The organism is Bradyrhizobium sp. 26S5 (assembly GCF_036923295.1).
GTDB classification, from domain to species: Bacteria; Pseudomonadota; Alphaproteobacteria; order Rhizobiales; family Xanthobacteraceae; genus Bradyrhizobium; species Bradyrhizobium septentrionale.
The window spans coordinates 8,992,255-9,006,304 of the sequence record NZ_CP145948.1 but is presented as its reverse complement, the minus strand read 5'-3'; the positions used below and the strand labels follow the sequence as shown (position 1 = coordinate 9,006,304).

15 protein-coding genes are annotated in these 14,050 nt (G+C 65.1%); 4 read left to right on the top strand and 11 right to left on the bottom strand.

Annotation, left to right across the window (positions count from 1 at the left end; all coding sequences use genetic code 11):
• Positions 1-128: 128 nt before the first annotated feature.
• The 7 genes from V5279_RS42615 to soxX form a co-directional block, all read right to left on the bottom strand.
• A complete protein-coding gene (locus V5279_RS42615; RefSeq protein WP_338692949.1) occupies positions 129-584 on the bottom strand; it encodes a hypothetical protein in 456 nt (151 codons plus the stop codon).
• Positions 581-2,329: a thiosulfohydrolase SoxB gene (soxB, locus tag V5279_RS42610; protein WP_338692947.1), complete on the bottom strand. Its 1,749-nt coding sequence runs from the start codon at positions 2,327-2,329 to the stop codon at positions 581-583. The genes V5279_RS42615 and soxB overlap by 4 nt, the downstream gene beginning before the upstream one ends.
• A gap of 183 nt (positions 2,330-2,512) precedes the next feature.
• Positions 2,513-2,821, bottom strand: a complete 309-nt coding sequence (locus V5279_RS42605; RefSeq protein WP_338692945.1) for a hypothetical protein — start codon at positions 2,819-2,821, stop codon at positions 2,513-2,515.
• Positions 2,818-3,651, bottom strand: a complete 834-nt coding sequence (soxA, locus tag V5279_RS42600) for a sulfur oxidation c-type cytochrome SoxA (RefSeq protein ID WP_338701707.1) — start codon at positions 3,649-3,651, stop codon at positions 2,818-2,820. The genes V5279_RS42605 and soxA overlap by 4 nt, the downstream gene beginning before the upstream one ends.
• Before the next feature lie 86 nt (positions 3,652-3,737).
• On the bottom strand, positions 3,738-4,049 hold the full coding sequence (gene soxZ / locus V5279_RS42595) for a thiosulfate oxidation carrier complex protein SoxZ (protein WP_338692943.1): 312 nt from the start codon (positions 4,047-4,049) through the stop codon (positions 3,738-3,740).
• Between the two features lie 29 nt (positions 4,050-4,078).
• Positions 4,079-4,573: a thiosulfate oxidation carrier protein SoxY gene (soxY, locus tag V5279_RS42590; RefSeq protein WP_338692941.1), complete on the bottom strand. Its 495-nt coding sequence runs from the start codon at positions 4,571-4,573 to the stop codon at positions 4,079-4,081.
• A 32-nt stretch (positions 4,574-4,605) separates the two neighbouring features.
• Positions 4,606-4,896, bottom strand: coding sequence for a sulfur oxidation c-type cytochrome SoxX (soxX, locus tag V5279_RS42585; RefSeq protein WP_338701705.1), 291 nt, complete (start codon positions 4,894-4,896; stop codon positions 4,606-4,608).
• A 386-nt stretch (positions 4,897-5,282) separates the two neighbouring features.
• Here soxX and V5279_RS42580 point away from each other — a divergent pair, with 386 nt between their 5' ends.
• Entirely contained in the window at positions 5,283-5,957 is a 675-nt protein-coding gene (locus tag V5279_RS42580) for a DUF938 domain-containing protein (RefSeq protein WP_338692939.1), read from the top strand.
• Positions 5,958-5,963: 6 nt separating this feature from the next.
• On the opposite strand, the gene V5279_RS42575 is transcribed toward V5279_RS42580, so the two are convergent.
• Together V5279_RS42575 and V5279_RS42570 are read right to left on the bottom strand one after the other, a co-directional pair.
• Positions 5,964-8,033, bottom strand: a complete 2,070-nt coding sequence (locus V5279_RS42575; protein ID WP_338692937.1) for a prolyl oligopeptidase family serine peptidase — start codon at positions 8,031-8,033, stop codon at positions 5,964-5,966.
• 107 nt (positions 8,034-8,140) lie between these two features.
• Positions 8,141-9,013 (bottom strand): protein-L-isoaspartate O-methyltransferase family protein, encoded by an 873-nt coding sequence (locus tag V5279_RS42570; protein WP_338692935.1) that lies wholly within the window; start codon positions 9,011-9,013, stop codon positions 8,141-8,143.
• Positions 9,014-9,094: 81 nt separating this feature from the next.
• On the opposite strand from V5279_RS42570, the gene V5279_RS42565 reads away from it, so the two are divergent.
• The 3 genes from V5279_RS42565 to V5279_RS42555 all read left to right on the top strand — a co-directional run bounded on the left by V5279_RS42565 (position 9,095) and on the right by V5279_RS42555 (position 12,457).
• Positions 9,095-9,586: a type II toxin-antitoxin system HicB family antitoxin gene (locus tag V5279_RS42565; protein WP_166213483.1), complete on the top strand. Its 492-nt coding sequence runs from the start codon at positions 9,095-9,097 to the stop codon at positions 9,584-9,586.
• Positions 9,587-9,880: 294 nt separating this feature from the next.
• Positions 9,881-11,125: an MFS transporter gene (locus V5279_RS42560; protein ID WP_338692929.1), complete on the top strand. Its 1,245-nt coding sequence runs from the start codon at positions 9,881-9,883 to the stop codon at positions 11,123-11,125.
• A gap of 117 nt (positions 11,126-11,242) precedes the next feature.
• Complete coding sequence (locus V5279_RS42555; protein WP_338692927.1) at positions 11,243-12,457, top strand: MFS transporter; 1,215 nt, start codon at positions 11,243-11,245, stop codon at positions 12,455-12,457.
• 281 nt (positions 12,458-12,738) lie between these two features.
• Here V5279_RS42555 and V5279_RS42550 read toward each other — a convergent pair whose 3' ends face one another.
• Together V5279_RS42550 and V5279_RS42545 are read right to left on the bottom strand one after the other, a co-directional pair.
• Positions 12,739-13,233 (bottom strand): VOC family protein, encoded by a 495-nt coding sequence (locus V5279_RS42550; protein WP_338692925.1) that lies wholly within the window; start codon positions 13,231-13,233, stop codon positions 12,739-12,741.
• Between the two features lie 134 nt (positions 13,234-13,367).
• Positions 13,368-13,913 carry a carboxymuconolactone decarboxylase family protein gene (locus V5279_RS42545; RefSeq protein ID WP_338692923.1) on the bottom strand — a complete coding sequence of 182 codons (546 nt, stop codon included), beginning with the start codon at positions 13,911-13,913 and terminating at the stop codon, positions 13,368-13,370.
• Positions 13,914-14,050 lie beyond the last annotated feature (137 nt).

Below are 14,050 nucleotides of genomic sequence, written 5' to 3'. Positions count from 1 at the left end.
CGCGCGGAGACACCGGGGCCGTGCATCCTTCGAGACGCCGCTGCGCGGCTCCTCAGGATGACGGGATTGGGATTGCGGCCCTTGCGATTACGGCCGCACGTAGCTCCAGCCCTGCTCCTGCAGCTCCGTCAGGGACGGACCAGCGTATATCCGTTCTCGGTCAAGAGCAGGATCTGCGCGACGCCGACCTGCACGGGGGTAGCGGCCGCGATGTAGTCGGGCCGCTTGCCGGTGTCGCGCTCGATCGTGTCGACGGTGTTGAGGCAGATATCGACCCGCGCGCCCTGCGCGACCAGGCTTTCGACCAGCTTGCGGTTTGGGTTGTCGGGCTTGAGCAGCTCGATGCCCGGGCCGAAGGCGACGATCTCGACCGCGACCTTGTCGGGGTCGTAATGCTTCATCAGATTGTTGGCGACGCTGATGACGAGGCCCTGCTTCCTCGGATCATTGTCGGAGAGCTGCAGCACGATCTTGTGCTCGGCGAACGGCTTGTCCTGCAGCGGCGCCAGCTGGGCGCGGGCGAGCGGCGTTGCAAGCGCGAGCGCCGCCAGGCCGAGCGCTGCGATGATCGGGCGCCGCGTCATCCGAGCTTCGTCATGCCCGGGTTGTCGTCGACGCCCTTCAGCGTCACGCCGGGCTCGTCGCGGTTCGGCGGCCGGCCGGAGCGCAGGTGCTTGGCCACGACTTCCCAGATCGGCGCGCCGCTCTGCTGGTTGACCGAGGCCCAGCCCGCGACCTTGTAGTGCTTGCCGGCTTCGAGATGCTTGCCGTTGCCGAGCTTCAGCTCGGAAATGCGCTTGCCGACGGATTCGCCCGGCGTGCAGGCATAGGCGAGGCCGCCGACGCGGACCATGTCGCCGCCTTGCTGATAATAGGGATCGACGTTGAACAGATTGTCGCAGACGTCTTCCAGCACGTCCCTGATCTGGCCGCCGGTCATGGTGGCGACGTAGGTCTCGGGATAGGTGATCGCGGTTTCCGACAGCACGTCTTCCATGGTCAGCGGCTGGCCGGCGAGCGCGGTGAGGCCCCAGCGGAAACCCGGCGACAGCGCGATCTCGGCGTTGAGCTCGCTCAAGAGCGCGTCGCAGATCAACTGGTCGACGGTGCCGGAGAAATTGCCGCGGCGGTAGAGCAGCCGGTCGGCGGTGCCGAGCTTGTCGCTCCAGTCGTCGACATGCGGGTCGCGCATCTTGTCGATCAGCGTTTGCATCGCCGGATCGGGCTTCAGCAGTTCGGCGAACACCGGCAGCAGGCGGTAGCGGACATTGGCGACCTTGCTCTTGGCGAGGTCGAGATCGAGCACGCCGATGAACTTGCCGTTGGAGCCGGCATTGGTGACCAGCGTGACGCCGCCGGCGTTGGTCACCGTGATCGGGATCGGGATCGCATCATGGGTGTGGCCGCCGAGGATGACGTCGATGCCGGTGACGCGGCTGGCGAGCTTGAGATCGACATCCATGCCGTTATGCGACAGCAGGATCACCGCCTCGACCTTGTCGTTGTTGCGATGGCCGTCGACCAGCTTTTGCAGCTCCTCGTCGCGGATGCCGAACTTCCAGTCCGGCGTGAAGCGCTTGGGATGCGCGATCGGCACATAGGGGAAGGCCTGGCCGATGATCGCGACGCGGTGCCCGCCGATCTCCCTGATGACAGACGGCTTGAACACACGCCCCGAGGCCGGATCGAACGCCTTGGCGTCGTTGAACGCGGCTTCCTCAGTCAGGAACACGTTCTGCGCCAGGAACTCACCCTTGAAGCGGGCGAGATTGTCGCGCAGGACCTCTTCGCCATAGGTGAATTCCCAATGCCCGGTCATCGCCTCGATGCCGAGCAAATTGGCGGCCTCCACCATGTCGGCGCCGTTCATGGCGTTGGCGAGCCCTGAGCCCTGCCAGAGGTCGCCGCCATCGAGCAGGATCGAGCGCTTTTCGCCGACATCGGCGCGCAGCTTGTCGACCAGCGTCTTCAGATGGGCAAAGCCGCCGAGCTTGCCGAAGCGGCCGGCGGCCTTCTCGAACTCGACGCAGGTAAAGGCATAGGCGTCGGCGCTGTCGGGCCGGATGCCGAAACGGTCGAGGAACGCCTTGCCGACCAGATGCGGCGGCTGGCCGGTCATCGCGCCGACGCCGAGATTGACGCTGGGCTCGCGGAAGAACACCGGCTTCAGCTGCGCATGGGTGTCGGTCATGTGCAGGATGCGGGCGTTGCCGAAGCGTTCGAGATCGTAGACGCTCGCGGTATCGGCGCCGCGCACAAGCCGGGGCAGGCCGGCCACAAGCGTCGCGGCGGCCGAAGCTCTCAGGAATTCGCGGCGGCGGATGATCATCACTCTCTCAGCACTTGGCTCGAAGTCACGCGGGCGGTGGTCGAGCTCTCTCCCCCCTTGCGGGGGAGAGTTGGAGAGAGGGGTGAGCCACGAACACCGCCCGTGCGGCTCACCCCTCTCCCTAACCCTCCCCCGCAAGGGGGGAGGGAACCCTTTCGCCAGTGCCTTCCTAACTCCTATGCGTCAGCGAATTTCCATGTCTTTCCAGCGTTCCTTCTCGCTGGTGGCCTGGAAGATCGATGCCTTTGCCAGTGCCTCGGCCTCCTTGGCCTGGGCGACGGCGGTGTCGAAATCACCAGCCTCACCGGCCTTTTTTGCGGCGGATAGCGTCGCGGCGGTGGTGGTCCACTGGTTGCGCAGGCTGCCTGCTTCCCTGTTGGCGGCTTCCGCCGCGGCATAGGCTGCCTTGTAGTCGGCCTCGGAGGCGGCGAGGGCGCCAGTTGCGGTCGCGAGCAGCAGGACCGATGCCGCGAAAATGACCGTCGTTCTCATGGCCGTGCCCCCGGACCCGAGATCGGCAGGCCATTGCTGACATAGGACAGATAATATTCGAGGTTGCGATACTCGTCGTCCTGCGGATTGAGCGGCACGCCGCGGATCTGGCTGTTGCAGGTGGTGAAGCGGCGGCTGGTCGTGCCCATGCCGGACCATTCCGAGCGGTAGATCGGCATCGCGTTCAGGATGCCGAGCGCCGGCGCCAGCACCTCGGCGCGAATCCGTTCGCCCGGGCTCTGGATGTGGCAGGTGGCGCAGGAGAAATTGAGCTGGCCGCGGCGGGTGTAGAAATACTCCTTGCCCTTCTGATAGGCCTCCAGCGCGCGCGGATCGTTCGGGATCTTGATGTCCATCGGCTTGCCGCGCGAGGTGAAGGCCATGTAGGCGGTGAGCGCCGCCATGTCGTCTTTCACATAGGAGAACGGCGCCTCGCCATTGGCCTCGCGGCAGCGGTTGAGCGCGAGCTCGAGCGTGACGACCTTGCCTTCCTTCTCGTCGAAATATGGATAGTTCTGGCGGATGCCGATGCCCTGGTTCGGAAAGCAGTCGGCATAGGTTTTGCCGTTCTTGAACGGCGTCGAGAACATCTCCTTGCCGGCTTCGAGCGAGAACTCGTAGGGCGGAAACTCTTCCTTCTCTTGCCACTGCTTGTGCAGGTCCTCATTCATCGAATAGGGACCGTTGACGAAATCCTCGGGCTTCAGCTTGGGGAATTTGCTGGTGAAGAATTTTTGGAACGCGGCCTTGTCGGCGGCGGGATCGACGGTGTCGGCCGCGCGCGCCACCGGAGCGCAGGCCAGAACGCCGAGCGCGAGCGTTGCGACCAGATTTTTGTTTTGACGCGTTTTCTTCACGCGAACCGGCGTCCACTTCGCTCGAAAACGCTCTAGAGCGCGGATTGCGAAGCGCCGCGTCATTGAATTTTCGCCGTGGCGGTGTCGGTCGCGCCCTTGTTGTCGACCCAGCTGACCTTGAGATCGTCGCCCTTCTTGCCGCCCTTGAAGGCGAACTTGACATAGGGGTCCTTGGAGACGCCGCCGCCCCAGTCGGCGACGAACACCGGCCTGCCGTCATACTCGAAGGTCAGCACCTGGATGAAGTGCGGCGGAATGATCTCGCCCTTGGCGTCCTTGACGAAGCCGGAATCCATCGGATGCTGGATCAGCGCCTGCACCTCGGTGGTGTCGCCGTTTGACGTGGCGCGCACGCGAATGCTCGATGCCATCGGTTTGTTTCCTTATCGTTTGCGCGTGATCAGCCGCCGCAGCCGCCGACGGTGACCTTGATTTCCTTTTGGGCGCTGTAGAGCTTGCCGCCGGCCTCGACGATCACGGTGACGTTGCTGGTCTTGGCCATCTTGATGCGGTTGGCAACCGTCGGCAGCGTGCCGGCCGGAATCTTGTACGAGGCGACCAGCGAGATCGGGTTCTCGCTGACCAGAAACGAGATCGAGGTGACGTCTGATAGCGTCGTGGTGGCGGAGATCGGCACCACCGCGCCGTTCTCGGCGATCTCCGGCGCGTCCATCTTGACCTTGTCCGAGGGCTCGGCAGTCTTGCCGTAGAGCGCCTTGATCGCGTCGGCCTCGCTCTTCTGCTTGAACGCGTCTTCCGGATATTTGTCGTTGGCGGCGGCGAGCGCCTGCGGCACGTCGAACGGAATGACCCCGAGGCCGATCAGTGCGGCGACGCCGGCGCCCTTCAGCAGCAGGCGGCGTGTCCTGAAGAATTCGCTGGTCGTGATGTTCATCGAAAAAATCTCCTCAAGCGGCGGTCGCGGCGTCACAACGTCTGCAGGAAGTCCACCACCGCGTTGATTTCCTTCTCGCTCAAAATCCGGTTTCGGCCGAACGGCGGCATCACGGTTTGCGGATTGCGCTTGGTCTCATCGGTCACGATCGCGACCAGCTCATCGCGGCTGTATCTCGCCTTCAGGCCGGTCAGCTCGGGGCCGATCGTGCCCGGCAGGTCGCCGCCCTTGATGACATGGCAGGTCAGGCAATTGCCCTTGCTGCGGTCGAAGGCGAGTTTCTGGCCCTCGGCGGCGGATTGGGCCTGCGCGGGCACCGCCATGGCGGTGCCCGCCAGCAGCGCCAGGACGAAGGCTGGCTTGGAGAAAGTGGCGATCAAGGACGTTTCCCGGGCTTCAATCTCGATGATCCCATCGCAATATAAAGAGTGGAAAGCACAAAGGCCATCGGCTGGCAATGTGGAGAATAGGCGCGTTGCGACGGGGTTAATGGCAAAGCAGCTCGCAAAGACGAGATTAGAACCCGTCACCCTGAGGTGCGAGCGGAGCGAGCCTCGAAGGGGCGACGGCCCGACTGTGGCCGTGCATCCTTCGAGGCTCGCAAGAGCTCGCACCTCAGGATGACGGTTTGGCAGTATGCTATGCGGGTTCCGCTCTTGCCGATGGCAGTTGCACGGTTCACAAGCGGCTGGCGTGAGGGAGAGAAGCGGTGGCGGAGTTCGTGGTGGAGTTCGGCAAGGATGGCCAGCCGGTCGAGGCGGACGGGCGGCTCGACGCGGCAGCGTTCCACCGCAACCATCAACCGATCTGGGCGGTCCTGAAACGCTTCCTCGCCGGCCAATCCGGCGACGTGCTGGAGGCCGGCAGCGGCACCGGCCAGCATGTCGTCTATTTCGCGGGTCAGACGCCTGACATCATTTGGTGGCCGAGCGACCTCCATCCGGCGCACCTGCGCAGCATCGCCGCCTGGCGCGCGCATGCCGGGCTTGCCAATATCGAGCCGCCGCAACCGATCGATGTGTCCGATCCGGCCTGGTCGCCGGCGCCGTCCGCCGGCGAAGGTCCGGACAAGCTGCTCGCGATCTTCTGCGCCAACGTGATCCACATCGCGCCGTGGCGCGTCGCCGAGGGCCTGTTCGCCGGCGCCGCGCGGCATCTGCGCGCCGACGGCCGGCTGTTCCTCTACGGCCCGTTCAAGCGCGACGGCAAGCACACCGCGCTCAGCAACGCCGTGTTCGACACCTCGTTGCGTGAACGCGACGCCGAATGGGGCGTGCGCGATATCGCCGAGGTCGAGAGGCTTGCGGAGAGCGTCGGGCTGAAGCTCGGCGGCGCCTTCGAGATGCCGGCCAACAACATGATCCTGATGTTCGTGCGCAAGTAGCCGCGCTCAGGCGCCGTTGTCGATCCAGCCGATCTTGTCCTTCAGGAAGGTGTAGCCGAGCGCGATGAAGGCGGCGCGTTCCTGGTTGTCCTTGCCGTAGCCATGGCCGCCGGCGGCGGGCTCGTAGAGATAGGCCTCGTATCCCATCGCCTGCAGCTTGGCCGTCATCTTCCGCGCGTGTCCGGGATGAACACGGTCGTCACGCCTTGTGGTGGCGATCAGGATCGGTGGATAGTGCTGTCCTGACTTCGCCGCATGATAGGCCGAGTAGGTCTGCAACCAGTCCCACTCCTCCGGCTTGTCGGGATCGCCATATTCCGCGATCCAGCTCGCCCCGGCGAGAAGCTTGGTGTAGCGGCGCATGTCGATCAGCGGAATCGTGCAGAACAGGGCGCCGAACCGTTCCGGATAGCGCGTCAGCATGTTGGTGATCAGGATGCCGCCGTTCGATCCACCTTCCGCGGCAATCCGGCTGGCGCGTGTCACGCCGCGTCTGACCAGATCGGCAGCGACCGCGGCGAAGTCGTCATGCGCCAGCCGCTTGCCGGCATTGCGGCCGGCATCGTGCCAGCGTGTGCCGAACTCTCCGCCGCCGCGGATGTTCGCCTGCACCGTGGAGCCGCCGCGCTCCAGCCACAGCTTGCCGAGCGCCGAACTGTAATAGGGTTTTACGGCGAGACCGAAGCCGCCATAGGCGCTCATATAGACCGGAGCGTCGCCGCTCTCGGTCGCAGGCCCGGTCTGCACGTAGGGGATGCGCTCGCCGTCGACCGAGATGGCCTCGTGCTGGGTGGTCACGAGCCCGTCGGCGGAGAACGTCTTCGGCGCCTGCTTCAACAGTGCCGGGCTCGCGACGCCATCGACCAGCATCAGGGAGGGCGGCGTCAGCGGGTCCTGCACATTGGCCAGCATGTCGCCGTTGCTCTCGGACTCGTGCACATCAAGGCGCCAGACATCGACCACCCCGATCTCGGGAAGCCCTGGCAGATTCCGGCGGGTCCAGTTATTTGCCGAGGGTGTGCAGAGTTCGAAAACCGGTCGCAACTCATCCAGGATCGACAGCACCAGTACGCCGTCGGTCCAAAAAAATCCCTGCAGCGCGCGCCGCGCGCCCGGTTCGAACACGACAGTGAAATGGCGATCGCCTGCGAGAAAGGCCGACAGCGATATGCCGAGCACGGAATCGGCCGCATAGGTCTTCTCCGCCACGGTCCATGCCGAGCGCAGCTTGACCGCCAGCCAGTCCTGCTGCGCTTCGAGCCAGATGTCGGTCGGCAGATCGAGCTTGGTTTTCGCGCCGGTCTCGTCGCCGAGCCAGACCTTGAGATTGAAGAAGTCGATGCGATCGGTGAACCAGATGCGGGGACTTGGCCCAGTTCGGTCACCGCCGCAATATGCCGCCATATGGTCGGCGGGTACCTCGAAAATCACCGGAGCCTGTTCGACGGCCTCGCCACGGTGCCAGCGCCTGACGGTGCGGGCATAGCCGGAGGTCGTAGCCATGCCTTCGCCAACCACGCTCGCCAGCAGCAGCGTATCGGCATCGGCCCATTCGGCGCCACTCTTTGCTTCCGGCAACACAAATCCGTCAACGACGAAGCTCTTCGTTCCCAGGTCGTATTCGCGCAGCGTGGTGGCATCGCTGCCGCCGCGCGACAGACTTACGATCGCGCGCGAACCCGCTTCGGGAGGCGCATGGGTCCAGCTCAGCAGCCAGTCCTTGTTTTCCTCGCTGGCAAGCTTGTCGATATCGAGCAGAATTTCCCATTCGGGCTTCGGCTTGCGAAACTCCTCAAGCGTCGTCCGCCGCCATAGGCCGCGCGGATTGTTCGCGTCCTTCCAGAGATTGTAGAGCAGCCCGCCGCGGCGCGTGACGTAGGGGATATTGTCCGGCCGGTCGTAGATCGCGGCCAGCAGGTCGCGGTCAGCCGCAAATCGCGCGCCGCCGAATTTTTCCAGCGTCAGCCGGTTCTGCCGTTCGACGAAATCGAGTGCGCGGTCTCCCTCGATATTTTCCAGCCACAGATAGGGATCATCGTCAGGAGCGGCGAGAGTGGGCCTTTCGTCTGGGGACACAGCTGACTCCATCGACGATGATAGGGGAGGCTTGACGATCATACTTGATCTACGCGGACGCCCGCTTGCTGTCCATTGCGCGTCGTGTGGCGAACATCGCGTATGGATCAACTATAGGCGAGGCACCAGCCATCCCCGCGCAGCCAGCAGCGGTCGTCGGGAATGTCGGCGTCGCGATGGAGCCGCGTCACCTTCTGCCAGCCGCCGCCGGCGAAGGCTTCCGCCAATGCCTTTTCAGATGCCTCGTCGCGGCCGCCGTCGCAGGGGATGATCGCGACCGCTGATATCCAGGACGCCTGATAGCCTGCGCTCTCGCGCCGGATCCGGAACACCGCACCGGATCGCGCCACCTGCTCCGGCGCGCCGCCCTTGAATCCCTGATCCGACGTCAGCGGCAGGATCAGGCGACCGCCGTCGGCGAGGCCGTCGAGCCATCGCGCGGCAGGCCGGGTGCAGCCGGCGTTGACGTAGATCACGTCGGCCGAATCGAACGCGACAAGCGTGCCGTCGCCCTCGATGATCTCGACATTCCGGCAGGAAGCAAGATTGGCGCGGGCGCGTGCGGCAAGCTCCGGATCGTATTCGATGCCGGTCACGCGGCCGGTCGGTCCGACCAGATGCGTAAGGAGCGCGGTGTAATAGCCTGTGCCCGTTCCGACATGCACCACATGGTCGCCGGCGGCGGGCGCGGCCTGGTGCATGAGATGTGCGTGCAACGACGGCTGGCCGTTGTTGAGACGGCGATCGGGCAGCAGCGCGACCAGATCGTTGGTGGAGAGATAGACCGGATCGGCATCGGGCGTCGGCACGTAGTCGCGGGTCCACCATCGCAGCATCATCCACGGTCCCGGCCCGACGAAGTCTTCGCGCGGAATGGCGGCAAAGGCCCCGGCTACGCGTGTGTCGCTGACGTTGGCGGCAGCCATGATCTGCTTGGCATAGGCGGCGCGGATGATGCGGAGTTCGGCCTGCCGGTCCATGTCTGCTCTCCTCTGCATTTCGTTGTGTTATTTGACACATGGGGGTGTGTGAAATAGCATACCCTGATAATGGAGGCCAGAATGAAGAGACGGCTTTATCCGGCCGTGCTGGAGCGCGGGCCGCGCGGCGCGTTCGGGGCATGGTTTCCGGACTTTCCGGGCTGCGTTGCCGCGGGGCGATCGCAGGAAGACGCGATCGAGCGCGCCGAGCATACGCTGGCGCAGACCGTCGACGGCTGGGTCGAGCAGGGCAAGCCATTGCCGGAGCCGACCCCGATCGAGCGCATCGTGGCGCCGAAGGGCTCGGACGTCGCCGCCTTCTTCATGGTCGGCGTCGACCCGCCCGACCCGTCCGAGCGCGTCAACGTCTATCTGCCGAAGAGCCTCATCGCACGGATCGACAAGCATGCCGCCGGACTCGGCATGAGCCGTTCGAGCTTTTTCGGTTTCGCCGCGACGCTTGCGCTTGAATGGCACGTTCACAAGCCGTACCTCGTGGGGCCGCGCTCCAAGGTCCACAAGACCGGCGCGCTGCGCGCCGAGAAACGGCCGGGCAAGAAGCCGGCGCGGTAGGCGTCGCTCGTCAAGCTCTCTCACCGTCACCCTGAGGAGGCCGCGCAGCGGCCGTCTCGAAGGGTCGACGGCCCGGCTGGTGGCCGTGCATCCTTCGAGGCTCGCTCCGCTCGCACCTCAGGATGACGGGACTGATAGAAGTGTCATCCCTGCAATAGCACACGAGGGCGGTGCGCTCTCTCGTGCGCCTCCCGCATGGCGTACGTCCGTTTGAGCCGGTTGATCGGCCTGCACCGGCTCTCCATAGTGCAGGCGATTGGAGGCTCCCGCTGGGGCTTCAGTGCGGGACGACCGATGATCGACGTGACAGCTGCTGACGAGACGAGCGACGACGCGCGGGCGCGCGGCAATGTGTGGCGGCTCGCGGCGGCGCAGGCGCTGACCGGCGCCAATTCGGCCGTGATCTTCGCCACCGGCTCGATCGTCGGCGCGACGCTGGCGCCGAACGTTTCGCTCGCGACGGTGCCGCTCTCGATGTATGTGCTCGGGCTTGCCGCCGGCACGCTGCCGACCGGCGCGATCTCGCGCGTCTATGGCAGGCGCGTCGCCTTCATCGTCGGCACCTTCTGCGGCACGCTGACCGGCGCGCTCGGCGCCTGGGCGATCCTGCATTCGTCGTTCTGGCTGTTCTGCGGCGCGACCTTCCTCGGCGGGCTCTATGGCGCCGTCGCGCAGTCCTATCGCTTTGCCGCGGCCGATGGCGCCAGCGCCGCGTTCCGCCCCAAGGCGGTGTCCTGGGTGATGGCCGGCGGCGTGTTCGCCGGCGTGCTCGGGCCGCAGCTCGTGCAATGGACCATGGACATCTGGCCGCCTTATCTGTTCGCGTTCTCCTTCGTGATGCAGGCGCTGGTCGCGCTGGTGGCAATGGCCGTGCTCTCGGGCGTCGACGCACCGAAACCCGCGGCGGCGGATCTGCATGGCGGCCGCCCGTTGCTCGAGATCGCAAGGCAGCCGCGCTTCATCGCCGCGGCGCTGTGCGGCGTGATCGCCTATCCGATGATGAACCTGGTGATGACCTCGGCGCCGCTCGCCATGAAGATGTGCGGGCTGTCGGTCAGCGATTCCAATTTCGGCATCCAGTGGCACATCGTGGCGATGTATGGCCCGAGCTTTTTCACGGGCTCGCTGATCGCGCGGTTCGGCGCACCTCGCATCGTCGCGCTCGGGCTGGCGCTGGAGGCGGTGGCCGCGATGATCGGCCTGTCGGGTATCACTGCGCCGCATTTCTGGGCGACGCTGTTCGTGCTCGGCGTGGGCTGGAATTTTGCCTTCGTCGGCGCCTCCGCGCTGGTGCTGGAAACGCACCGGCCGCAGGAGCGCAACAAGGTGCAGGCGTTCAACGATTTCCTGGTGTTCGGCATGATGGCGATCGGCTCGTTCTCGTCGGGCCAGCTGCTCGCGCATTATGGCTGGAACGCCGTCAATTGGGTGGTGTTCCCGCCGGTGCTGCTCGGGCTTGCCGTGCTGGCGCTCGCCTCATTCGCCAGACGGCGGGCAAAATTGCGCACGGTGGAAGAAATCCCGAACCCGAGCCTTTAAATTTCTGCTGCCAATTGCTGACACTTCGATCGGTTTCGAAATGACCGGCTTGCACGGCTGCTCACATCGTGGGAACGGACTACTCCGGCCATGACGATGTGAGAAGCAAGAGCAAGAATGGACGCATCCTCATCCACGCTACCAGACGAATCCTCGCTTGGTTACGAGGGCTGGCGCATCGTCGTGGTCTGCTTCCTGCTTGCGAGCTTCGGCTGGGGATTGGGCTTCTACGGCCAGAGCGTCTATGTCGCCGAGCTGCAGCGGCTGCACGGCTGGCCGGCGTCGCTGATCTCGTCGGGCACGACATTCTTCTATCTGTTCGGCGCCGCGCTGGTCGCTTTCGTCAGCGAGGCGATCAAGGCGTTCGGTGCGCGCAGCTGCCTGATCGCAGGCACCTTCGCGATGGCGGTCGCGGCGGTTGCAATCGGCGAGGTGCGCGAACCCTGGCAGCTCTATCTCGCCGATGCGCTGTTGGCGTTCGGTTGGGCCGGCACCAGCCTCGGCATCATCACCAACACGCTCGGCCTGTGGTTCGACAAGAAGCGCGGCATGGCGATCAGCCTGGCGCTGAACGGCGCGAGCTTCGGCGGCATCGTCGGCGTGCCGCTGCTGGTGGCGGGGATCGGCGCCTTCGGCTTCTCCGGCGCGATGATTGCCGCTGCCGTGCTTCTGATCGTGGTGATGGTGCCGGTGATCCTGATCTTCGTCGGGCGTCCGCCGGTGCATCTTCACGCGGTGACTTCAGCGGCGGCCGATGTCCCGTCGGCGACGCAGCTGCGCGCGCGGGCGCTGCGCGACATCCGCTTCCTCTCGGTCTCGATTGCCTTCGCGCTGGTGCTGTTCGCCCAGGTCGGCTTCATCGTCCATCTGATCGCCTATCTCGACCAGGTGATCGGCCGCGAGCGCGCCACGGTGGCGATGGCGCTGCTGACCGCGATGGCCGTGGTCGGCCGCGTCTCCTTCTCCTTCGTGATCGACCGGCTCAACCAGCGGCTGGCGTCGGCGCTGTCCTTTGTCAGCCAGGCGATCGCGCTCGTCGTCATCATCAACGTGCATAATGACCTCGCGCAGATCGCGGCCTGCGCGCTGTTCGGCTTCTCGGTCGGCAATCTGATCACGCTGCCGGCGCTGATCGTGCAGCGCGAATTCGACCCGCGCGCGTTCGGCGTGCTGGTCAGCCTGATCACCGCAATCAACCAGATCACCTATGCGTTCGGCCCCGGCGTGATCGGGCTGCTGCACGATCTCTCCGGCAGCTACACGCTGCCGTTCTATGGCTGCATCGGTCTCGAACTGATCGCGGCGGTGACGATCATGATGAAGGGGAAGTAGCCCGGATGAGCGAAGAGTAATCGGGACCGCTCGATCGATTGGCGAGAAAGCCGCAGATTGCGCTGCACTCCATCCGATCTGCCTTTCCACCTCCCCTTGAAAAGGGGAGGTCGCTTTGCTCGCAGAGCAAAGCGGGTGGGGATCTGCTCTCTCCACTTGCAGCAGAGCCCGCGGCTGACCCCCATCCCGACCTTCCCCCTTTCAGGGGGAAGGGGAATAAACATCTGTAGCCGGATGCGGCGAAGCGCGATCCGGGCTACGAAATTATCCGGGCCGCGGAATTATGCCGCGCGCTGCTTCAGCAGGTCCTCCAGGTCGAGCGGCCGTGTGAACATCGCGAGCTTGCCGTCGGCGCTGCGCGGCCATTCGGCCTCGGGCCGGTCCCAATAGAGCTCGACGCCGTTCTCGTCGGGGTCGCGCAAATAGAGCGCCTGGCTGACGCCATGGTCGCTGGCGCCGTCGAGCTGGATGCCGGCGGACCGCACCCGATGCAGCGCGTCGGCGAGCGCCGGGCGGGTCGGATAGAGGATGGCGGTGTGGAACAGGCCGGTGGTGCCGGGTGGCGGCGGATGGCCGCCCTTGCTCTCCCAGGTGTTGAGGCCGATGTGGTGGTGATAGCCGCCGGCCGAGATGAAGGCCGCGTCCGCGCCCAAGCGCTGCTGCAGCTCGAAGCCGAGCACGCCGCAATAGAAGCCGAGCGCGCGGTCGAGATCGGCGACCTTGAGATGAACATGCCCGATCCGCGTGCCCGCGACGATGGGAGGATTTTGCGACATGTCGTGGCTCCGTCGGCGTCAATGCCTTGCCGTCAGGGGCAAGGCCTCAGCGCTTGATATAGTCCGGATTTGCCGGGACCAGAGCGACTGATCCGGAAACGCAGCGTTTCCGCAAGCGCCATCCTTGGTGGAGTCTATGCGAGCTCGGACAGTTCGCCGCCGGGCAGCTCGAATTCGAACGTGTTCAGCGTCATCGACACCATCGTGTAATAGCCGCAGAGGCCGATCACCTCGACGAGGCCGCGCTGGCTCAGCACCTCGATCGCCTCGCAGTAGAGCGGCTTCGGCAGGCCGTGACCTTCATGCAGCGCCTTGGCGACGTCATAGATCATCCTGGCCTTGGGATCGTCGAAGCTCGGCGTCCGGCGCACGCGGATGTCCTCGATGATCTTCGGATCGAGGCCGCCCTTCAGCGCGAGGCGCTTGTGGGCATACCATTCGTAATGTGCGGTCCAGTGCCGCGCGGTGACGAGGATCGCGATCTCCGACAGCTTTGGCGGAAAGATCGTCTCGAAGCGCAGCACCTCGCCGAGCCGCGTGGCATGCCGCGCCATCTCCGGGCTGTTCAGCCAGGCCATCATCGGCGCCGGTGGCGCGCCGCGCTTGCCGGCGATCGACTCGTCGTAGGTTTCTTTCTGGGCGGCGTTCATTTCGCTAGGCGAAAGCAGCTTCAGCCGCATGTCCGTTTCCTCTTGTTTTTCAATCGTTACCTGTCTCGCCGATACACCCGATCACGCGAGGTGACCACCGACGCCAGAGCATGGCGCGGCCGCAAGCCATATTGAATTCGGCGGCCGCGCAGGTCTAAGGTCGATTC